Here is a 20,272-nt window from a genome sequence, read left to right on the forward strand (position 1 = left end):
CCGCCCGTAACCGGTTGGCTTACCTGTCCCACTGTCGGGCCGGCCGGCCCGACAGTGCGGCGTCCGGCCGGCCGGATGAAGCCGGAGGTCACCGCCCCTTCGGCTGCGCCCTGAGGGCGACGAACTGGGCGGTGCTGGGCACACCGTCCTCGTCGAGCAGGAACAGCATGTAGTAGCCGGGAGGCGCGTCGTTGGCCGTCGGCGGGGCCTGGAGGGTCAGCTTGCCACCCCTGCGGGAGGTGATCCGCAGGTCGAGGTGACGCTGGCTGAAGTTCACCGCGTGGGTCGCGGTCGTGGGCGCGAGCAGCACAGCACGCTTGACGCGGTCCGGCGTCGAGGTGGTGACCTCGAAGCGGGACCGGTGGGCGATGGGGCCATCGGGGACGCGGCTCAGGACGGGGCGAGGGCCCTGGTGGAGGTAGGCCGGCTCGTAGAGCTCGATGCTGCCGTTCATGTCGTCGCTGATGTTGGGATCGTTGGCGAGCTGCTGGAGTTCGTCGCCGGTGAGCATGATGCGGCCGTCGGGCAGTACCACTGCATTGGAGTGGTAGCCGCGCGGGAGCCGCTGGACCGGCCCGAGCTTCCACTGTCCGAGGGCGTCACGCGTCTCGACCTGGCGGTATTTCAGGTCGGCACTCGGGTTGTACGGCCCGTTGCCGTAATCACGGATGTCGTAGGCCCCGTTGACCGTGAGCAGGTTCCCGCCGGGCAGGATGACGGTGTCGTCCTGGGTACGGCCGAAAGCCCGGGGCTGCTGGGTCTTCCACTTGCCGTTGGCGAGCCGGTAGGTGTTGGGGTCGTCCCGGTTGCCGCCGAGGACGAGCACCGAGTCCGGGCCGCGGAACCCGGCGGGCAGGGGCACGGCGGAGCCGTAGTTGCGGCTGAAGTTGTCGGGCCGGGCGGGCAGATCGGACCGGGTCTCAGCGACCGGGTCGAAGATCCACTGCTGCTTCGGGTCACGTCCGAGGCCGTAGACCTTCCCGTCGCGCAAGGTGAACAGATGCGGGTAGTCGCTGGTCGAGCTGAACGGGGCATCCACACGGAGCCTGTCGACAGGGACATTCCGGGGGACGTCCTTCTCGTTCCAGGGGACGGGATGGCTCTTCGCGGGGAAACGCTCGATGACGGGAGTGGCGGTACCCCACCCGTTCTCGGACTGACCCGACATGATCAGCAGACGTCCGTCCGGGGCAGCGACCACAGACGGATACCAGCGGCCCACCGACATGTCCTGGTTGACCGCCCAGCTCTCCGTCCACGGATCGAAGACCAGCGAGAGTTTGGCGCCACTGCCGCCCTTGCCGCCGAGGTTCCCGCCGAACACACCGAGCATGCCGTTGGGCAGGAACGCGTGCCCGGCGCAGAAGAACGGAGCGGGACGGCTCTCCTGCGTCCCGTCCGGCATGACGACCTCCGGCGGAGTCACCTTCGTGAAGGCCCTCTGGCCTGTCCCCTTGGCGGGATCCCACAGGAACGCGCGGCCGGCGTTGGCGGCGCCGATCGTGTCGGTGGGCGCCGGCTCCAGCGTGGGATTGGACTCCATCCGCTCGAACGAGAACAGCAACACCTTGCCCGTGGGCAGCTGGGCGACGTGCGCACCGAAGTCGGGAGAGGCAAAGTACTCGGCGAACTCGCCGTACGCCCTGGGATGGAACAGGGAGTTGGCCTCCGCCTGCGACGCGGCGAGGTTCTGCAGGCTCTGGACACGGGCCAGCTGGGAGTAGCCGTCCAGGGCCTTGGCCCCGGAGCGGACACGCGCGTGCGCCTCGGCGTGGTCCTGGCCAAGTACGGTGGCCTCCTCGGCACTGGTATCGGCCGCCCGGCCCGAATCATGGGCGTGGGCCGGAAGTGCCGTGGCCATGAGAGCGCCGACCACGGCACACGCCGAGATCACCGCCGACAGCTTTGTACGTGACATGGAGCTCCTCGCAGGAAGAGGTGGCAACGAACCACCAAAGGATCACCGAGAGTGAAATTCCGTGATCAATATCACTCAATGTCATATTTATGACCACCTGGCCTCACCCGCACGTCCAGAAAAAACGCACACGCTCGACCGTCCGAATGAGTAGGCCACCACCACTCAGCGACTCCCGGAGTCCGATCCCACCCCCGCACCGTGGTCCCACGGAAGCCAAACCCTGCCGAAAACACCACCCGAAACCACTCACCGAAAGAGCTTGCTGACAGACGGCCGAACCCCCACCGCGGCTCAGCACTCCCCGTCGGACGATGACTCGGTGGCGCTACGCCGGCGGGACCCCCTCACGGCATGCCGACACTGATTGCGCTCGGGGTTGGACTGGGGCAGGAAGGTGTCCACCAGCGCCGGATCTCCGCCACGGCGAGGCAGACGAGGCCGACCGGTTCGCCCCCTGCAGTTTCCCGGCCCGCGGCCCTGGGCGGCCAGGGCCGCGAAGAAAGACACCAGCAAGCACGGCCAGGATGATGCGCCCAAACCAGCCCGGACACCGACAGACCTCCTACTCGCCCAGACCACACCCGCTCCCCCGCGGCCCGGCAGCATTCCTCAACCACCCACCACCCACCGTTGGGGCGAGGACTGGCCCGGGTGGGAGTGGCTCGACTACGTGGCGTCGGAAGCCCATGGGCTTGTGTCCGGGGACCCCGACGAGTGCGGGGACGCCTTCCATACAGCCGTGAAAGCTCAGCAGGATAAGGAGCTGGTCACCCGTGGGCCGGCCGGGGAACGCTGGAATGTTCGAGATGAGGACGAAGCAACTCGACGGCTGCCAACGTTGAGCGTCATGTTCCCACTCGGTGCCGACTCATGAGAATCTCCCAGCTTCGATGAGGCAGAACAACAGTTCGTTGCACCGGGACAGACGGATCCGACTTGATCCGACATCGATCGTGAGACTCCGACACGAAATTTGAGACCCCCGGATTCTGTACGGCGCTTCCCTGCACACCGAGGCTGTGACATGAGACTTCTCGTGCTGCCTCACGCTGCTTCAACTGCGGCTGTCTCGGCTCGCGGTGCACCCCCGCCAGGTTCGGCGACGCGGGTGTGGTTCCCCCCGCACCGCGCGGCGCCCTCGTGACGTCAGGCGGCGCACTTCGCGTGGCGGACCAACCACATCAGCAGGTCATCCAGATCAGCGACAGCCGAAAGAACCTGATCGACTGCCTCGCAAGTGTGCAGCCACTCCTCGCAGCCGAGGGAACGGGCAGCGATCAACGAACGGTGGCGCAGCAGGCTCGTACGGGAGTGGTTCGTCGGGTAGCCGCGCGGAGGGCGTTTCATCACGTCCCCGGAGATGTCATAGCCCTTCTTCCGCACCTCCTCGACGATGGCGGACAGTTCGCGGCCGCTCCCCTCCGAGGCCACGGCTGTGCGGAACATGTCCACCTGGCCGGGATCGGGAACCCGCTCAACCGCCCAGATGGCCAACCTCGCAGCCACCGGCTGACACCCCACCAGGCCTGATACGCCCTTCAGCGGGGCTCCTGGCCGGCTCCTGGCCCCACGAAGCAACTCACGGCGCTGCAGCTCCGGTGCGGCGCCGTCTTCGTGCCCCGGATCATGGCGGTAGCACTAGGTAAACCGCCTTGTTCTGAAGGAGCAGAACAAGGCCCCCACCCTCGCGACGGAGGCCGTAGGTCCTCCGGTAGCACCGGGTAAACCTGGTTGTTCTGGCTCTCCAGAACAACCCGGCGACAACGCGCCCTGCCTCGGGATTCACCGATCCCGGCTGCTTCAGTGTCTTTGTCGACGCCACTACCCCGGTAGAGGAACCCACCGCCGAACCGAGCACCCCGCCGTGCGGCAGCACCGGAGGAGACGGTGGCACCGGCACCACCAGCAGTCCTGACGGCGGCCGTCGTCATCGTCACTCGCAATGACGAAACCGACATCCGCGGCGACGCGGCTGGCCGGGTCGGCCGGTAGTGGGCTCAGCAGCGGAAGAGGTCACCGAGTTCGCCGCGCACGAAGGCCCGGATGATGTCGGCGACCTGGAAGGCTCCGGCCTCGGAGGCCGGGGCGACGATCGCCGCGACGGGCGCGCCGTACTCGGCGAAGGCGAAGGCCCATCCGCCGTCGACGTAGACGTGGACCTCGATGTCGGCATCGCCGTGGAAGCCTCCGCGCGGGGTGTCAGGGCCACGGTCGACGATGACGGGGCCGCTGATCCGGGCGGTGAGCCCGACCTCCTCCAGGGCGGCGATCAGGTGGCCCTGAAGGGAGACGGCTTTCGCCATGGTGCCCTCGGGATCCGAGAACCGCCCGTACTTCTTGGTGACGACGTTGCGCGCGACGACCGCCAGATTGATCACCGATGCCCAGTCGGCCGGGGCAACGCCGCGGCGCGCGCCGGCGGCCCACAGGTCGGTCAGCAACTCGGCCGTTTCCGCCAGGACCATGGGCACGTACAGGGAGCCTTGGGACTCCGCCGCCTTCTCGACTGCGGCGTATGCCTCAGCGGAATAGGCGAGCCCTTCGGCGGCGTCGGTGGTAGGCATGCTCTCCTCTCGTCATAAGCCCGGGGCAGGTTTCGGCGGCCCCGGGCTCATGCTGTCCTGCCGCACTGACAGTGGGCGCGGGCTTCGGGTTGTTCCTCCCGCTGGTGGCTCTGTCGATGACGAAGGGCAGCACTTCTCTGGCAGGTCGGGAGGCGCTGACCGCGCCGAACGTCCACGATTTCGGACAGTAGCTCGATAGTGACCGCCGAAACGCCGTCGACCGCCCGTCCGGCGCTCGGGGGAAGAGCGCCGGCTACAGGCGCAGGTGGCAGCCGGTGCCGGTCCGCTGTCCGGTCCCGGCGGGTGCCTCCCGTTCTCCTCGACAACGACATCCCTGCGAGGCAGGTGCCTTCCGCGGTCGGACCTGATCGAGGTCTGGACACTTCAGGATCCGAACCCGGAACAGCCCGGCAGCGCACATAGGAAGGCCTGCGCACGCTACGACATCTACCGCACCCCGGCACCCACCGCAGGTGCACTGGATCGCTGACCTGTGCTTTTGCGACAGGGCGCAAAGGCCTCGCTAGCCATGCTCGCGCCAGCGATGCTCGCTCCCAAGCGGCGCACGTGGTCCGCCCGGGCGCACCGTCGTCCGCTTACGTGCACCATCTCAATGGGGGAGCAACTGCATGAACTTCCGTACCAAGCAGGCCCGTATGGCCTCGGCTGCGATCGGCGCCTTGGCGGCGACGATCCTGGCGGTCAGCGCGACGCCCGCCTCGGCCGCCGCGTCCGACGGGTACATCCGCGGCGCCGGTTCGATGTACGACGACTTCGGTGACGAGGGCACCCTGTCCACAACCTCGTACTCGTCCTCCAACGCGACCTGCTTCTGGCAGAACGTCCTGTACGCCGAAGGCGCCATGAAGAACACCGAATACCGCTTCGCCAAGTCCGACATCGACGGTGAATTCGGCTCCACGACCAAGTACGCAACGCGGAACCTGCAGCACCGCTGGGGCCTGACCGTCGACGGCATCGTGGGCAAGAACACCATGAGCAAGCTGGACGCGGAGCGTGTCTACAATCCGGACCTCGACGGTGGCACCTGGACCGGCCACTTGAAGTACGAGCGCACCACCGACACCGGCCACATCGTGGCCCGGTACTACGGCAAGTACCACAGCTTCACGATGATGCGGTACGGGTCGGACGGCCGCTGGGCGTTCGAGAACCTGCGGACCGGGGCGCACGAATCGACCTGGTACAACCACACGGGCTGCTGATCTCCCGCCCGCCGCAAACAGGAGGCCGCGGCACCCCCGAAGGAGTACCGCGGCCTCCTGCTCGTCATCGCAAGCCCGACAGGGACCCCGCCCTGGCTGCCGCCGGCCGAAGCCGCCCACTGCCTGTAAGCCACCGCTTGCGGCCACGGTCGTCGCCCAGGACGGCGGTGTCGGAGTTGTTGTCCCAGACGTAGGCGCGGCGGTCCTGGAAGAGGTCGGTGCGCGCGTCGCGGCCGATGCCGGTGTGGACTGAACCTCCACACGGCATCCGCCGCCGGGCGAGGTCCGTCGATCCTGGGGGTCCGGAGACTGGGCGCGGACACACTCCTGGCCATCGCCCCGGCCAGAACCGCCGCCAGCACCCGCCCGACTCCACGCTCACCGGTGACAAGGTCGGCCCGGGCCCGGAAGAACCGGGACGGAGGCCGAGCACAGGTACGGCCACGGATCCGTCGTCCCTCTCGGGCAGGACATGGCTCCGCTCAGCCACAAGCAGCGGGGCCCGGGCCAAGTCGGCCGCCCTGGTGCAAGGCAGCCGAATGTCCGGCCAACGAGAACCCGCCCATCACTCTGCTGGCTCTCCTGCAGGGCCCTTACGAGCGCGGTCGCTTACGCGAGTCATGCAGACAGACAACCCTCTGAGCGCGTTCTCCTTGAGTCTTCACGGGGCGGGAGTGTGACTCCCGCCCCGTGGACACCTACGCACTCAGCCGGCGAGCCGTACGGGCATCAGCAGATGCCCGTATCCAGCTCCGGCCATATCCGGCACCGGCTTGAGCCCATCGGCTCGACGGATGTGCAGGGTGATGGTGTCGGAGGTGAACGTGCCGAGACGGGGTTGAGAGTCAGAAGCCCGCCACCCAGGGCATCGGCGCTCCCGCTGCGGAGCGGCAGCTTGGCAGGGTGTCAGAGGACCTCGGCGTCCACTTCCTCCAGGAACTCATTGAGAGCCCGCTGAAAGACTTTCAGGTCTTCGACGATTTCGATGGTGAACCTCTTCAGGTCTTGCACCGGCTTCCCATACGCACCACTGACCTTGTAGGCAACGGTGCGCCATCCTTCTTCAACCGCGGTGAAGAGAGTCCGGCTTCTGTCGGTGCCCACTAGGCGGACGGTCATGCCCGCCCGATTCATTCTGTCGATGGCGGGGATGAGCCCTTCCCGAACCTCGCGCCGCCTTTCCTTCTGATCGAATTCGACACCAACCATCGGCGCGAGCCTGATGACCGCAGTATCGAACGTGTGACAGCTGGTTGCGTATTCCACGTATGCGGTTCGTCTGATGTCAGCTCGTCGCGCGCTTGCGGTGGCGTTCTGTGCCTTCTCTCCCTGCACGTAGCCGAGCCCACTTCCCAGCAGGCCAGACAGGGCTCCGATCAGAGCTCCTCCAAGGGCAGCGAGTGCAGTAGACCGATGCATGGACCGTCCAGCATCGCCGCGGCCGGCCGACTCCGTCTCTTGTTCCATTGAACAGGCGTACCTCGGAATGACGTGGTCGTATCGCGCCTCGCTCCGCCACTGCGCACGCCCAGCTCCGCCACGCTCACGTACACCGCAGCAGACACCAGCCCGGCCCGCTCAGAGAGCATGATCCGCTGGGCAATGATCGGCATCATGGTGCGCCGTCTCACCCGTGACCGACCAGCGATGCGTCCCGGCCGAAGCCGAACGCGCGCGGCCGGATTCCAAGACGGTAAGGGCGTCGTGGCCCTCGCCTACGGAGTGGATCAGGCTGAGGAGCAGGCGGACGGCCTGCCCTGCCGCGGACGGCATCGCAGGCATGTTGTGGCCCATTTGTCGCCTCATTCTGATGCGTGTGTCTCGGACGGCGCGAGGGGGCCACTCCCCCGCCGCCGGGGCGGGGCGCAGCGGGTCGGCTCCACCCCTTCGGTCAGTTCTGGGTGAGGTTCAGGGCGTGTGCCTGTGCGGCGGTGCCGAGCGCCGGGGTGCACCACCGGATGCTGTCCAGCACGATCAGGTCGGTGACGTCGTCGAACCCCTGGGGAGCGGAGCCGAACCTGCGGACGTAGAGGGTAAACGCGCGAGCATCGAGATCCTCGGTCGGGACATTCGCGGGGCTCTGCGGGTTGGTGTGCAGGGCGGCGATGTAGGCAAGGGCGAGCGGACCGAAGATGGCCGCCTTAGCTGAGCATGGACATAGTTAGCGCTTGGTCCCGGACGGGCTGTGGGAGGTCTTCCAGGACGTGGTGCCGGAGCCGCCGGTCCGCGCTCAAGGTGGAGGCCGCCGGAGGTGCGATGATCGCGCGGTGGCCGGCCACCGGGGTTCGACGAGGAGTGGTACAAGAAGCGCAACACCGTCGAGAGGGCCATCAACAGGCTGAAGAACTCCCGCGCCGTCGCGACCTGTTACGACAAGCGCGGCTACGTCTTCCTCGGCACCGTCACCGCAGCTGCCCTCGTCATCTGGCTCCGCACCTGACCGCGTGCCAGGACCTCAACTCACCAAGGCACCTGGCGCCAACACCAAGCCCGCTGCCGCAAGGAAGTCCTCAAGGCCGATGACACCGCTGCCGCTGCCGTCGTCCCATTCGATCAGGATCCCGGAGAGGCTCTCGTTCCAAGACTCCGGCGTTTCAGCGTCACCCTCAGGGCCGGGATGCCACTCGACGCAGCCCTCGCCATGCCGGTATCGGAGATACAGGTACTGGCCGTCCGCCGTCCAGGCATCCCACTGCGACGGGTATGCGGAACACGTCTACACAACCCGCGTCAGCTTCCCACCCTCATCCGTACTCATCCGACGATGGTCGCGCAGCATCAGGCGCCCGGCAATCGACTTCACACCGCCGCCGCAGGCGCCCCAAGCAGCAGCCAGACGCACGCCATCAATGATCGGCCGGACAGCTCCTGGTTCGCTCAGGGATGCCTTCCACGACTCGCCGTGGTCGTCCACGAGCGTGACCCGGCCCAGCTGGGGCAGGCAGGACTGGACGCGCCACGACGCACCACGGATATCAGCTCGGCACCCGGCTGTAGGTCCCAAGCCGTCTCCACCGTCGTGCTCACCGCTGGAGCTCCCGGTGGTGCTGGGGCGAAGCGAGCCGGACCTGGCTGGCGTCCCCGAACGGCACGGAGAGATCCACGCCGAGGTGCCGGTTCCACAGCAGATGGATCGCGTGGGCCCGTCCGATCGCAGGAATGCGGCAGCGCTCCACCAACTCCTTGCACGGCAGTGGCCCTTGTGCTGTCTCCTCCAGTAATTGCCCCTGAATTCCCAACACATCCGGCAGCGGGCGCCGCTCCGCCGACAACGCATCCACATTCGTCAGCAGACAAAGAAGCGACCCGCCGGACTCGCCAAACCCCTTGCCGTATCCCTACGGGCGGAGTGGACCATGAGACCCGGCCAAGACCCCGGAGCCGAGATCCTTGCCCCAACCTGCGAAGGGAGCGACTCCTGGATCGTTGGGTTGGAGCGAGTTGTCCAGGGTGAGTGATGCCCATCGCGTAGCGACGGCGCAGGCGCCCTTGACCGCTCGGTACGGTCAGCACATTTTCCGATCGGCGCCCCGACACCCGCCCCGCGTGTAGGTCGGTCGGACCACAGCGGAGCCTGCGCGTGAGTCCGTACCAGGTTGCGTACGTGAGCTTGTACCCCCACGAGCCGTACGGGCTGGCCGGTGGAGTCGCCGAGACCCTGATCATGCTCTTGGGCCCGCCATCGCGCTTTCGTCGCGGCGGCGGGCCCGGGGCCCGGCGGGGTGGACGAGCGCTCAGACCGCCGCTGCGGAAGGCTCGCAGGTGTTCGGCAGGTCGATACGGACCGTCCGGTCGCAGAGCCGTTCCACCTGTGCGGGATCGTGAGAGACGAGCAGGACCGTTCGGTTGCCCCGCAGGGCCGCCACGGACTCCTCGACCGTGTTGCGGCTCCGCTCGTCCAGGGCGCTTGTCGGTTCGTCGAGCAGGAGGGCCGCCGGTTCGAGGGCCAAGGCCCGGGCCAGGCAGAGCCGTTGGCGCTGGCCGTTGGACAGTGTCTGGGCCGGCGTGTCCAGCCGGTTGGAGACCTCGCTCCACAGGCCCGCCTCACGCAGTGCCTGCTCGACGCGGTCGTTCAGCTCCGTCCTAGATGCCCGCACCAGGTGACGGAGGCCGAACAGGGCGTTGTCCAGGATGCTGCCGCCGAAGACCACGGGGGTCTGCGGTACCAGGACGACTGTGCTGCGCAGGCCGGCGTCGCCTTTGCCGTGCCGGACGGGACGGCCGAGGACCTGCACCTCGCCCTGACGGCGGAGCCCGTGGGGCAGTAGGTCGACCAGAGCGCGGAGCACGGTGGACTTGCCGGCGCCCGACGGACCGCACAGGCCGGTGGTGGATCCGGCGGCCAGTTCGAACGTCACCGGTCCGACCAGGCGCTTGGTTCCGTTGAGGATCTGCAGGTCGCGGACCGCGATGACAGCCCTGTCGACCCTGTTGTCCATGGTCGCGGCACCGGTTGTCACGTCGTCCATCGTCGTGCTCCTTCGAAGCGGTTGCGCAGGAAGACCGCCAGGCTGAGCAGGCCCGCGGTGATCAGGACCAGTACGAGGGCGCTGCCCCACGCCTGGGCGATCGCCTCGGGAGCGCCGGAGTCCTGCGACAGGGTGAAGATGTGCGTGGGCAGGGCCTGGACCGGAGCGTTGACGATGCCGGTCGGGAGGGCGGGGGCTCCGAAGAATACTGTGGCGGTGAAGATCAGGGGGGCCGTCTCGCCCGCCGCGCGGGCCAGGCCGAGCAGCAGGCCGGTGAGCGTAGCCGGCCAGGTGTACGGGATGACCACGGAGCGGACGTACTGGGAGCCGGTGAGGCCCAGCGCGAAGGCGGCCTCGGTGATCTCCGCCGGCATGCTCCGGATCCGGCCTGCGGTGGTGAGTGCGACCACCGGCACCACCACGGGCACCAGGACCACGGCGCCGGCCAGCCAGGAACGGCCCCAGCCCATGGTTGTGCAGAAGAGGACGTACCCGGCGAGGCCCAGCAGGATGGTGGGCGTCCCGCCGACCGCCACGGTCACCGTCTCCAGGACGCGGGCGGTCTTCGCGGAGGCACGTGTACCGATCACGACGCCCGCTCCGTAACCGAGCGGCAGCGCGATCAGCGCCGTGGTCGCAAGGAGCAGGAGCGTACCGATGATCTGGTCGCGTATGCCGCCACCCGCCGCGCCTTCGGAGGGCGAGAACCAGAAGACCGGATTGAGTGCCGCGCCGCCGCGGGTCAGCAGGATGCCGAGCATGCCGAGGAGCAGGGCTCCCGGCAGCAGCAGGGCCCCGAGCCGGACGACGGTGGTGAGCCGGTCCTTCGGAGTGCGCAGCCACGCGGAGGACCGACGGGTACGCGGAGCGCGCGCGGCCCGTCCCGTGGAGCCGCGGGTGCCCCACACGGTGGCGACGGCGACCAGGGTCAGCAGGATGATGCCAAGGCCGCACAGCGCCGCGAAGTACGGGCCGGAGGTGCCCGCGAGCATCGGCTCGGGGCCGGCCAGCTTGGTGGTGAGCGTCTGACCGGGGCGTACGAGGGAGGAGAAGACGTCCCCCAGCGACTCCGGCAGCCGCCCGTCGGCACGGCCGATGACCATGAAGACCGCGATGGCCTCACCCAGTGCCCGGGCCAGGCCGAGGAGGACGCCGGCGCGCATGCCCGACCGGGCCTGGGGCAGGACGGCGGACCGCACGACCTCGCGGCGGGTCAGGCCGAGGGAGTACGCGGCCTCCCGGTACCGGCCGGGTACGGCGGCCAGCGCGTCCACGCTGACCGCCACGATCGTCGGCATGATCATCACGGCGAGGACGATGCCGGCGGCGAGCAGGCTGTCGCCGCCCGGTACGTCACCGAGGTCCGCCACGAACGGCCGGATCACCATGATGCCGATCAGGCCGTAGACGATGGAGGGGACCGCTGCCAGGAGTTCGATGCTCAGGCGCAGAGGCTTGGCGAGGCGGGGCGGCAGGTACTCGGACAGGGCGACGGCCGCCGCCCAGCCGACCGGGACGGCGAGCACCAGTGCCAGGACGCACACGACCGCTGAGCCGTAGATCATGGCCAGGCCGCCGAAGGCGAGGTTCCCCGGACTCCAGGTGGATGAGGTGAACAGGGTCGCCCAGTCGACGGTTCCGCTCGCGATGCCCGTGAAGAGATAGCCGAGCAGGATCGTGAGGGTGAGCAGCACGGACAGGACGCCGCTGTACGCCCATCCCCAGACCCATCTCGCCCGGCTGCCGCGGCCGCTCCCGGAGGAGGGCCGCGACACGGCGGGTCCGGGCGCCTGGGCGGGGCGCTCCAGAGTGAGCCCCATCGTCAGAGGCCCATCTGTTCGCGTGTGAGGTAGCCGTGCTCGGGCAGGAGCTTCTGGCCCTCGGGCGAGAGGATGTAGTCGATGTACTGCTTGACGGTGCCCTTCGGCTTGCCGTTGGTGATCATGTACAGCGGACGGGTCATCGGGTACTTGCCGGACGCCACGTCCGCCAGGGTGGGAGCGACGCCCTCCAGAGGCACGGCGACCAGCTCAGGGTGGCCCTCGATGAAGCCGGTCGACAGCGGGGCGATGGAACCGCGGGTGGACTTCAGCTTGTTGCGAGTCTCCAGGTTGCCACCGACGACGGCGTAGTTCGCGGACTTGGGCGGGGCCGGCGGCTCGCCCTTGCCGTAGATGAACTTGTCGAGCACCTCACGGGTGCCGCGACCGGGCTCCTTGTCGTACACGAAGACCTGGAGGTCGGGGCCGCCGACCTCCTTCCAATTGGTGATCTTCCCCTCGAACAGGCCCGCCACCTGCGCCTTGGTCAGGCCCTTGACCCCGCCGTCGGCGACTTCCTTGGTGATGATGACGCCAACGGCGTCCGCACCGATCTGCGTGGTGACGAAGTCCGTGTCGGGGTACGCCTTGTGGTCCTTGTCGGACAGAGGCTTGGAGCTGAGGGCAATGTTGATCTGGCCGGTGCCGAGCTGGGAGATACCGCCGGCGGAGCCGCCCTGAGTGGCGACGGTGATGTTCAGGCCCTTGGCCTTCAGCGCCTCGGCGGCGTCGGAGGCGACCGGGGCGACAGTGGTGGAGCCGCTGGCCTGGATGGCGTCCGAGCCGGCGTTCGCGGAGCCGGCGCAGCCGGTCAGGGCGGCGGAGAGGAGAAGAGCGGCGGAGACGACGGAGGTCCCCTGGCGGACACGCCGTCCGGTGAGGCGCGGTCTTCTACTGCGGATTTCGGTGGACATGAAAGACATGGCGGTGCCTTTGCGGTGATGGGAGGGGCGGGAATCGGGGAACACCGGTGACGGGCGTCGCCCCTGTGGCATGCAGGTCTGTGGTCGGGACATAGAAGGGGTGCGGCCGTGACTGCCGGTGGCCCCCTGCCCACGTGGACGAAGCGGGCGGACGCCGGGCGAGCCTGCAGGTGCTCCGACAAGGCGGCGCGGTGGACACCGGGCGTGCGGATGATGGCTACTCATGGCTTGCAGCCGATGCCCTTGCGATCCTTATCGCGTTCCCCGTTGAACTCGCTCCGGACCGTAGGGGTTGCCGTGGGGCGCTCAAGCGCTTGAACGATTGGTGCTCGGCCCACTCCCCTTTGAAGGGCCTGAAGCATCAAAGCATCGGTATCCGTCCACCCGCTGACCCCGGGTGCGGACCGCGATGCCGTGGGCGAACGTTACCGCCTCCGAGTCCCCCTGGCGACACCTTGATTGGTGGAAATCATCGATGATCGGCGATTGAATTTGAGTCACACACCGGGGTGGTGGGTGCGCCGCCTGGGGTCGGCCACGAATTCCGAAGCCGCATGGGTCGCCAGTCGAAACCTTCGCCCTGGACGGCTTCAAGCTGTGTGAACAAACGGATTCAAGCGGATGGCCTCTCTTCGCAACCAGCTACAGAGGGGGACGAATCGGGGCAGCGCCACTTTGTGGCGACGGAGGATCGGCGAGATGGTCTTTCAGTCATTCATCGATCTATTGACATACATCGCTCAACGCTGGCAGGGTTCCGGCCGTCGGTCGACAGCGTCGTTACCGACCTGGGCTCTGACCCGGCCCCATCTCGATCCGTCACGCTCCTTGATCACTCCCTGGGGGGAAGTGTGAGTAGTCCCCGTGTTCTGGTTGCCTCCGCGTTCGAAGCGGAGCTCCAGCCCTTGACGTCCGCGTGCGCGGCTGCCGCTCTGCAGCACCACGGCGCCGACGTCGTCGGCTGGGACGCGCACCTGCTTCCCGACGCCATTCCGGAAGGCCCCTTCGACCTCACGCTCGTCTCGGTCCAGCAGTTCGAGGGCCTCGAGCGTGGAATCGCCCTGGCCCGCAGGGTCTCGGAGGCGTACGGCACCACGGTCGTGACCTTCGGCCAGTACGCGCAGATGAACCACCGGGAATTCCTCGACGTCGCCGACGGCATCATCATGGAGGAGCCCGAGCTCATCAGCGAGGAGCTGGCCCAGCTCGCCGCCGGCACCATCGCGCTGGACGCGGTGCCCGCCCTGATGACCCGCACGGGCATGCGGCCCAAGCCCCCGCGTCGGCGCATCTCGGTCACCAAGCCCGCCCGGGACCTGTTCCCCTCCCTCGTGCACTACCCGGCGCACCACTCGCCGTTCGGCCTGATGGGCAACATCGAGACGTCCCGCGGCTGCCACCACAAGTGCACCTACTGCTCCGTGTACGGCGCCTACGACGGCGGGGTCGCCGCGTACGACGCCGACAGCGTCCTGGCCGACGCCCTGCAGCTGGCAGAGGAGGGCGTCCGGCACTTCTGCTTCATCGACGCCGAGTTCTTCAACTCCCGCACCATCGGCATCGGTGTGGTCGAGCGGCTCGTCGAGGCCATCGGCCCCCTCACGTTCGAGTTCACCACCCGCGTCGACCACGTCCTCGACTACACCAAGGAACTGGAGAAGCTCGTCTCGCTCGGGCTGCGCCGCGTCACCTGCGCCCTCGAGTTCCCGTCCAACCGCATCCTGCGCATCTTCGACAAGCACATCGACGTCGACCACATGCGCGAGGCGGTCGACGAGGCCGAGCGGATCGGCTTCGAGCTGTACCCGACGTTCATCCCCTTCACCCCGTGGATTGAGTACGAGGAGCTCCTCGGCTTCGAGGACTGGCTGGTCGAGACCGGCCTCGCCCGCGTCACCGACCCGACCGCCCTGCAGACCCGACTGCTGCTGTTCAAGGGCTCCCCCCTGCTCTCCTCGCCCTGGATGGAGGACATCGCCACCGTCGACCGCGGCTTCTGGGTCGAGTGGACCCACCCCGACAAGCGCGTCGAGGAGCTCTGGCAGGAGCGCCGCACCGACGCCGAGGACGCCGGCAAGATCCGCTGCTGCGTGAAGTGCTGACCCACCCGCTCACAAGAAAAGGACACTGACATGGGTGGATCACCCCGCGTCGTCATCTCCACCGGCCAGGCACTCCCGGACATGGACTGGGCCGGCGAGCTCGCCGGCCTCACCGACTCGTGGCCGTACCTTGGCCCCACCTGGCTGCGGGCCACGGAGAAGGTACTCCCCGACGTCCAGCCCTGGCACACCCTCGCCCACCGCGCCCGCGGCGAGCTGGCCCTCCTTCCCGGCTACATCCTCACCACCCCGCCGGCCGTCGACCACGAGCCGCGCACCTACCTCGGATGGCAGGCGCCCTCGGGCGAAGAGGTGTGCTGTGGCGCCGAGACCGACGCCGCGCGCAGTGCCGAGGTCGACGCGCTGGGAACCGAGCCCTTCTTCCCGACGCTCCTGCTCGGCTCCCCGCTGGGCTACCGCACCGAGGTCGCCTACAACTTCTGGACCCCCACCCTGATGGGGTCCATCATCGACAAGCTCGTGCCCGCCGCCTTCGAGGCCGGCATCCGCTGCATCGTGGCCCCCTGGATTCCCAGCCGCCGTGGCAACGACGCCCTCGTCGACGCGCTCGACGCCGCCGGCGCGTCCAGCACCTTCTGGGGCTACGAGGACTTCATGAGCCTCGACGCGCCGAACTGGGAAGGACACCTCGCCGCCCTGCCGCTGAAGAAGCGCCAGCGCATCAAGGGCGACGTCCGCCGCGCCGAAGCCGCCGGCGTGACGATCGAGCGCGTCGACGGTACCGACATCCGCCCCTACGTCGCCCGCATCGCCGAACTCACCTGTCTCAACCGGGAGAAGAACGGCGCCGGCGAGGAGCCCGAGCACATCGTCGGTGTCCTCTCCGCGCTCATCGACGAGGGCGCGGACGTCCGCGCCTACCTCGGCTACAAGGACGGCGCTCTGGTCGCCACCTGCGTCACCATCCGAAAGAACCACCGCCTCTTCCCGAAGTGGGCCGGCTTCGACTACGCCGCGATCGGTGAGCGCAGCGGCATCTACTTCGCCCTCGTCCTGGACGCGCCCGTCCGCGACGCGTACGCCGAGGGCCTACGCACCGTCGAGTTCGGCGCCGGAGCCCACCAGGCGAAGGCTCTGCGCGGCTGCACCCCGCGCGAAGTCCGTACCTCGATGCTGCTCTCCGACCCGGCGCTGCGCCCGCAGGCGAGCGCCTGGCTCGACGCCTTCGGAAACAGTCGGCGCGTCGCGTTCGGCGCCGCGTCCCCCGCCCCGGCCCAGCCCGCGAACCTGCCCCTCCTGGGCGGCTCCGGCGACAGCTGCTGCGGCTGACCCCGCCCGACTCCACGACAAGGACGAGAAGGACCCCATGATCACCTTCATCCCCCTGACCGGATTCCTCGGGGCGGGCAAGACCACGACCATGACCGCCGCCGCGCTCGCGCTCCAGGAGCAGGGCCGCAAGGTCGCCGTCATCACCAACGACCAGGGCGTCGAACTGGTCGACACCAAGCTCGTACGGAGCAAGCTCGACAGCGTCGCCGAGGTCACCGGCGGCTGTTTCTGCTGCAAGTTCGAGGACCTCGTCGAGGCCATCGTCGCGCTGGTCGCCTCCGACAGCGTCGACACCGTGATCGCCGAAGCCGTCGGCAGCTGCACGGACCTCCAGGCCACCGTCGTACGACCGCTGCGCCAGTACTACGGCGACGACATGGTCGTTGCCCCGCTGACCACCGTGGTCGACCCGCTGCGGCACCTGGCGTTCGCCCGCGCCGCCGAGCGGGGCGAGCCGGAGTCGGACCTGTCGTACCTCTTCCGTCAGCAGGTCACCGAGGCCGACGTCATCGCTGTGAACAAGCTGGACACCATCAATGCGGACCGGGCCGAGGAACTCCTCGCCTCGCTCCGCGCGAGCAACCCGAAGGCGACCGTCGTCGGATACTCCGCCACCACCGGCGCTCACCTGGAGAACCTGCTCGACGCGTGGCAGGCACCGGCGACGAACGGGGACGTCGTCCTCGACATCGACTACGACCGCTACGCGGCCGCCGAGGCCCAGCTCGCCTGGATGAACCAGGAGCTCGACCTCACCGCCGCCGGCGACGGTTTCGACGCGACGGCCTGGGCCCGCACCGTCCTTGAGGAGCTGTCCGCCTGGGCCGCGGAGCACGACGCTGTGATCGGCCACGCCAAGATCACCGTGGAGACGGCCGACGGGGACTTCGCCAAGCTCAGCCTCACCGAGTCCGGCGCGCAGCCCACCCTCGACCGCGCCGCCGCCGCGCACGCGCCGACCGGCCGGGCCGTCGTCAACGCCCGGGTCGCCTGCGAGCCCGACGCCCTGGACGCGGCCGTCACCGAGGCCGTCAAGGCAGCCGACCTCGCCACCGCCGTCACCTCCTCGGCGACCACCCCGGTGTCGTTCAAGCCCTCCTACCCGCGCCCCGTGCACCGCCTCGCCCCCGCCGGCGCCTGACCGAGAAGGACCACCCGTCATGAGCGACACCACCACCGCCGGCAGCCTGCAGGAAGAGGTCCGGGAGTACTACCGGGCCAAGGCCGCCGAAGCCGAGACGAGCGGCGCCTGCTGCTCGCCCGACCCGCAGACCTTCGGCCCCGCCGCGTACGACGAGATCGGCCCCGGCACCGCCCCGGACGCGGCCCTCCTCGCCAGCCTCGGCTGCGGCAACCCGAGCGCCGTCGCCGAACTGCGCGAGGGCGAGACGGTCCTGGACCTCGGCTCCGGCGGCGGCCTGGACGTCATCCTCAGCGCCCGGCGCGTCGGCCCCGACGGCCGCGTCTTCGGCCTGGACTTCCTGGAGGAGATGCTCGCCCTCGCCGCCCGCAACGTCGAGGACGCCGAGATCGACAACGTCGTCCTCCTCAAGGGCACGATCGAGTCCATCCCGCTGCCGGCCGACACCGTCGACGTGATCATCTCCAACTGTGTGATCAACCTGTCGCTGAACAAGCCCGCAGTCTTCGCCGAGATGGCCCGCGTCCTGACCCCCGGTGGCCGCCTCGGCATCAGCGACGTCGTCGCCGAGGACCGGCTCAGCCCCGAGGAGCGAGCTGAGCGCGGCGGGCACAGCCAGTGCATCGCCGGCGCGCTGTCCGTCTCCGAGTACAAGGAACTCCTCGACGCGGTCGGCCTGAAGGACGCGGAGGTCGTCTTCACCCAGGAGGCGGCCGACGGCCTCCACGCCGCGATCATCCGTGCCCACAAGCCCGTCGACAGCATCGCCGGCGCACAGGAGTGCGCGCCCGGCGGCACCTGCTGCTGACCACGACGTCGCACCCGGGCCGTGGCCGGAGCCTAAGCTCCGGCCACGGTTCGCACGGTCATGCGCGTCCGCGTGCTGATCCCGGCGCGCGCAACGGCCGACAGGGGCAAGGACGTCCCCCACGGACTCGTGTCCCTGATGGACGCCAGAGGGACGCGGCACCGCACAGCCACCGCCCAGGAGACCGTCGCCACACCCCTTGGCTGCCTCTACTCGCTCGCGATCGCGGCCAGACGACCAAGCTCCTGATTGCACGGCCGGCCCGTTGCTCGCCGCGGCCGGCGCGGCGGCGGTGATCCTCATGGCCCGCTAAGGATTTCCATGTCCGAAACGTCACTCGACCGGGAGACCGTCGAGGAGTACGCCCGCTGGTTCCGAGCCCTGGCCGACCCCACGCGCATCCGCATCATGCGGTTCCTGAGCGGCCGGCCGGGGCCCGTGCCGGTGGGCGAGATCGTCGACCATCTTCGACTCAACCAGTCGACCGTCTCCCACCACCTGAAGATCCTTCACACCGTCCGCTTCCTGACCAGGCGCCGTGCCGGTGCCAGCATCCGGTACGCCATCAACCCCCGCTGCATCACCGAGTTCCCCAGCGCCGCCGACATCCTCATCGGCGCCCCCGTCCACTCCTGCCGGGAACCGGAATCCAGCTGAAGAACCTCTTCGGCCACTGCCATGCCGCAATCGTCGGCATCCGTCCGCATTCACCCCGGCAGCAGGTCCTCCTCGGGGCGTGATCCGGGCGTGGACGCCTGAACATCGAGTGTGGTGGCCTTGTACAGGTCGCAGGTCCGAGCAACGGGCAGAGCAGCCGGCAACGAGTCTCGTTGCCGGCTCCTTGTGCTCGCTCGTGGCCGAAGAGCAGAGGGAAGGCCGGCTGGAGTACGACTCACCATGCCGACCGGAGCAGAGGGCCAGCTCCTGCCCGTCAGGTCCGCCAACGTGACGGGCCGGAGCTGGTGTTCATGGGGAGCGTCGACAGCATGGGCCTCGGTGTGGCCTCAGGCTGTGACAGCGACGCTCGCGACGGCCTTGCTCCTGTCGGCAAGGGCGGCGAGGTATCGCTCCGCGTCGAGGGCGGCCTGGCAGCCGGAGCCTGCCGCGGTGATGGCCTGGCGGTACGTGTGGTCGACGACGTCGCCGGCGGCGAAGACTCCCGGCAGGTTCGTGCGGGTGGAGGGCACCTCCACCTGGATGTAGCCCTCGTCGTCGAGGTCGATCTGGCCCGTGAAGAGTTCGGTGCGCGGGTCGTGGCCGATGGCGATGAAGAGGCCGGTGGCGTCGAGGTCGCGGGTCTTGCCGGTGAAGGTGTCGCGCAGGACGACGCCGGCCAGGATGCCGCTCTCGGACGTGATCTCCGCGATCTCGCTGTCGAAGGCGAAAGAGATCTTGTCGTCCGCGAAGGCCCGGCTCTGCATGACCTGGGAGGCGCGCAGGGTCGAGCGGCGGTGGACGACGGTGACCGAGCGGGCAAAGCGGGTGAGGAAGGTGGCTTCCTCCATGGCGGTGTCTCCGCCGCCGACCACGACGATGTCGCGGTCGCGGAAGAAGAAGCCGTCGCAGGTCGCGCACCAGGAGACGCCGCGGCCCGAGAGCTCGTCCTCGTTGGGAAGGCCGAGCTTGCGGTAGCCGGAGCCGGTAGCGATGATCACGGCCTTGGCACGATCAACCGTTCCCTCGCTGTCGGTGACTTCCTTGATGTCTCCCGTCAGGTCGACGGAGATGACGTCGTCGTCGACCATCTCGGCGCCGAAGCGCTCGGCCTGGGTCCGCATGTTGTCCATGAGGTCGGGGCCGTCGACGCCGGTGGGGAAGCCGGGGAAGTTTTCGACCTCGGTCGTCGTGGTCAGGGAGCCGCCGACGAAGATCGAGCTGCCGAAGAGCAGGGGCTTGAGCTGGGCGCGGGCGGTGTACAGGGCGGCGGTGTATCCGGCGGGGCCGGATCCTATGACGATGACCTCACGGACGTCGTCACCGGTGGTCGCGGTCGGCTCGGCCACGG

General features: G+C 68.7%; 16 protein-coding genes and 2 pseudogenes. 8 read left to right on the forward strand and 10 right to left on the reverse strand.

The window, feature by feature from the left end:
* Positions 1 to 88: 88 nt before the first annotated feature.
* The 3 genes from OG257_RS00120 to OG257_RS00130 form a co-directional block, all read right to left on the reverse strand.
* Positions 89 to 1,918 (reverse strand): galactose oxidase early set domain-containing protein, encoded by a 1,830-nt coding sequence (locus tag OG257_RS00120; RefSeq protein ID WP_329203835.1) that lies wholly within the window; start codon positions 1,916 to 1,918, stop codon positions 89 to 91.
* A 1,149-nt stretch (positions 1,919 to 3,067) separates the two neighbouring features.
* Positions 3,068 to 3,415 (reverse strand): DUF2461 family protein, encoded by a 348-nt coding sequence (locus tag OG257_RS00125; RefSeq protein ID WP_329203837.1) that lies wholly within the window; start codon positions 3,413 to 3,415, stop codon positions 3,068 to 3,070.
* Between the two features lie 503 nt (positions 3,416 to 3,918).
* Positions 3,919 to 4,485: a hypothetical protein gene (locus tag OG257_RS00130; protein ID WP_329203839.1), complete on the reverse strand. Its 567-nt coding sequence runs from the start codon at positions 4,483 to 4,485 to the stop codon at positions 3,919 to 3,921.
* 629 nt (positions 4,486 to 5,114) lie between these two features.
* On the opposite strand from OG257_RS00130, the gene OG257_RS00135 reads away from it, so the two are divergent.
* Positions 5,115 to 5,711 (forward strand): peptidoglycan-binding domain-containing protein, encoded by a 597-nt coding sequence (locus tag OG257_RS00135; protein ID WP_329203841.1) that lies wholly within the window; start codon positions 5,115 to 5,117, stop codon positions 5,709 to 5,711.
* Positions 5,712 to 5,775: 64 nt separating this feature from the next.
* Here OG257_RS00135 and OG257_RS00140 read toward each other — a convergent pair.
* Both OG257_RS00140 and OG257_RS00145 read right to left on the reverse strand, forming a co-directional pair.
* Positions 5,776 to 5,961 (reverse strand): annotated as a pseudogene (locus tag OG257_RS00140) (lamin tail domain-containing protein); the annotation flags it as partial.
* A gap of 656 nt (positions 5,962 to 6,617) precedes the next feature.
* On the reverse strand, positions 6,618 to 7,178 hold the full coding sequence (locus OG257_RS00145; RefSeq protein WP_329203843.1) for a hypothetical protein: 561 nt from the start codon (positions 7,176 to 7,178) through the stop codon (positions 6,618 to 6,620).
* A 799-nt stretch (positions 7,179 to 7,977) separates the two neighbouring features.
* On the opposite strand from OG257_RS00145, the pseudogene OG257_RS00150 reads away from it, so the two are divergent.
* Positions 7,978 to 8,151, forward strand: a pseudogene (locus tag OG257_RS00150) (IS5/IS1182 family transposase); the annotation flags it as partial.
* A 583-nt stretch (positions 8,152 to 8,734) separates the two neighbouring features.
* Here OG257_RS00150 and OG257_RS00155 read toward each other — a convergent pair.
* The 4 genes from OG257_RS00155 to OG257_RS00170 form a co-directional block, all read right to left on the reverse strand.
* On the reverse strand, positions 8,735 to 8,887 hold the full coding sequence (locus tag OG257_RS00155; RefSeq protein ID WP_329203845.1) for a hypothetical protein: 153 nt from the start codon (positions 8,885 to 8,887) through the stop codon (positions 8,735 to 8,737).
* A gap of 558 nt (positions 8,888 to 9,445) precedes the next feature.
* On the reverse strand, positions 9,446 to 10,180 hold the full coding sequence (locus OG257_RS00160; RefSeq protein WP_443054205.1) for an ATP-binding cassette domain-containing protein: 735 nt from the start codon (positions 10,178 to 10,180) through the stop codon (positions 9,446 to 9,448).
* Positions 10,168 to 12,000, reverse strand: coding sequence for a phosphate ABC transporter permease subunit PstC (pstC, locus tag OG257_RS00165; protein ID WP_329203847.1), 1,833 nt, complete (start codon positions 11,998 to 12,000; stop codon positions 10,168 to 10,170). Before pstC ends, OG257_RS00160 begins: the two co-directional genes overlap by 13 nt.
* 2 nt (positions 12,001 to 12,002) lie before the next feature.
* On the reverse strand, positions 12,003 to 12,914 hold the full coding sequence (locus tag OG257_RS00170) for a phosphate ABC transporter substrate-binding protein (RefSeq protein WP_329203849.1): 912 nt from the start codon (positions 12,912 to 12,914) through the stop codon (positions 12,003 to 12,005).
* A gap of 860 nt (positions 12,915 to 13,774) precedes the next feature.
* Here OG257_RS00170 and arsL point away from each other — a divergent pair.
* The 6 genes from arsL to OG257_RS00200 all read left to right on the forward strand — a co-directional run bounded on the left by arsL (position 13,775) and on the right by OG257_RS00200 (position 18,924).
* Entirely contained in the window at positions 13,775 to 15,025 is a 1,251-nt protein-coding gene (arsL, locus tag OG257_RS00175) for an arsinothricin biosynthesis radical SAM protein ArsL (RefSeq protein ID WP_329203851.1), read from the forward strand.
* A gap of 30 nt (positions 15,026 to 15,055) precedes the next feature.
* Positions 15,056 to 16,315: a GNAT family N-acetyltransferase gene (locus tag OG257_RS00180; RefSeq protein ID WP_329203853.1), complete on the forward strand. Its 1,260-nt coding sequence runs from the start codon at positions 15,056 to 15,058 to the stop codon at positions 16,313 to 16,315.
* Positions 16,316 to 16,352: 37 nt separating this feature from the next.
* Positions 16,353 to 17,459, forward strand: a complete 1,107-nt coding sequence (locus OG257_RS00185) for a GTP-binding protein (protein WP_329203855.1) — start codon at positions 16,353 to 16,355, stop codon at positions 17,457 to 17,459.
* Between the two features lie 19 nt (positions 17,460 to 17,478).
* A complete protein-coding gene (locus OG257_RS00190; protein WP_329203857.1) occupies positions 17,479 to 18,267 on the forward strand; it encodes a methyltransferase domain-containing protein in 789 nt (262 codons plus the stop codon).
* 60 nt (positions 18,268 to 18,327) lie between these two features.
* Positions 18,328 to 18,516, forward strand: a complete 189-nt coding sequence (locus OG257_RS00195) for a hypothetical protein (RefSeq protein ID WP_329203859.1) — start codon at positions 18,328 to 18,330, stop codon at positions 18,514 to 18,516.
* 72 nt (positions 18,517 to 18,588) lie between these two features.
* A complete protein-coding gene (locus tag OG257_RS00200; protein ID WP_329203861.1) occupies positions 18,589 to 18,924 on the forward strand; it encodes an ArsR/SmtB family transcription factor in 336 nt (111 codons plus the stop codon).
* A 347-nt stretch (positions 18,925 to 19,271) separates the two neighbouring features.
* Here the strand turns inward: OG257_RS00200 and trxB are convergent, their stop codons facing one another.
* Positions 19,272 to 20,270: a thioredoxin-disulfide reductase gene (gene trxB / locus OG257_RS00205; protein ID WP_329203863.1), complete on the reverse strand. Its 999-nt coding sequence runs from the start codon at positions 20,268 to 20,270 to the stop codon at positions 19,272 to 19,274.
* Positions 20,271 to 20,272 lie beyond the last annotated feature (2 nt).

The organism is Streptomyces sp. NBC_00683 (assembly GCF_036226745.1).
GTDB lineage: Bacteria > Actinomycetota > Actinomycetes > Streptomycetales > Streptomycetaceae > Streptomyces.

Excerpts from the sequence above, each read along its gene's own strand:
- OG257_RS00200 (WP_329203861.1), top strand. The coding sequence starts at position 18,589 with ATGTCCGAAACGTCACTCGACCGGGAGACCGTCGAGGAGTACGCCCGC.
- OG257_RS00145 (WP_329203843.1), bottom strand. The coding sequence starts at position 7,178 with ATGGAACAAGAGACGGAGTCGGCCGGCCGCGGCGATGCTGGACGGTCC.
- OG257_RS00130 (WP_329203839.1), bottom strand. The coding sequence starts at position 4,485 with ATGCCTACCACCGACGCCGCCGAAGGGCTCGCCTATTCCGCTGAGGCA.
- OG257_RS00135 (WP_329203841.1), top strand. The coding sequence starts at position 5,115 with ATGAACTTCCGTACCAAGCAGGCCCGTATGGCCTCGGCTGCGATCGGC.
- OG257_RS00120 (WP_329203835.1), bottom strand. The coding sequence starts at position 1,918 with ATGTCACGTACAAAGCTGTCGGCGGTGATCTCGGCGTGTGCCGTGGTC.
- OG257_RS00170 (WP_329203849.1), bottom strand. The coding sequence starts at position 12,914 with ATGTCCACCGAAATCCGCAGTAGAAGACCGCGCCTCACCGGACGGCGT.
- OG257_RS00195 (WP_329203859.1), top strand. The coding sequence starts at position 18,328 with ATGCGCGTCCGCGTGCTGATCCCGGCGCGCGCAACGGCCGACAGGGGC.
- OG257_RS00180 (WP_329203853.1), top strand. The coding sequence starts at position 15,056 with ATGGGTGGATCACCCCGCGTCGTCATCTCCACCGGCCAGGCACTCCCG.
- pstC (WP_329203847.1), bottom strand. The coding sequence starts at position 12,000 with ATGGGGCTCACTCTGGAGCGCCCCGCCCAGGCGCCCGGACCCGCCGTG.
- OG257_RS00160 (WP_443054205.1), bottom strand. The coding sequence starts at position 10,180 with ATGGACGACGTGACAACCGGTGCCGCGACCATGGACAACAGGGTCGAC.
- OG257_RS00190 (WP_329203857.1), top strand. The coding sequence starts at position 17,479 with ATGAGCGACACCACCACCGCCGGCAGCCTGCAGGAAGAGGTCCGGGAG.
- OG257_RS00185 (WP_329203855.1), top strand. The coding sequence starts at position 16,353 with ATGATCACCTTCATCCCCCTGACCGGATTCCTCGGGGCGGGCAAGACC.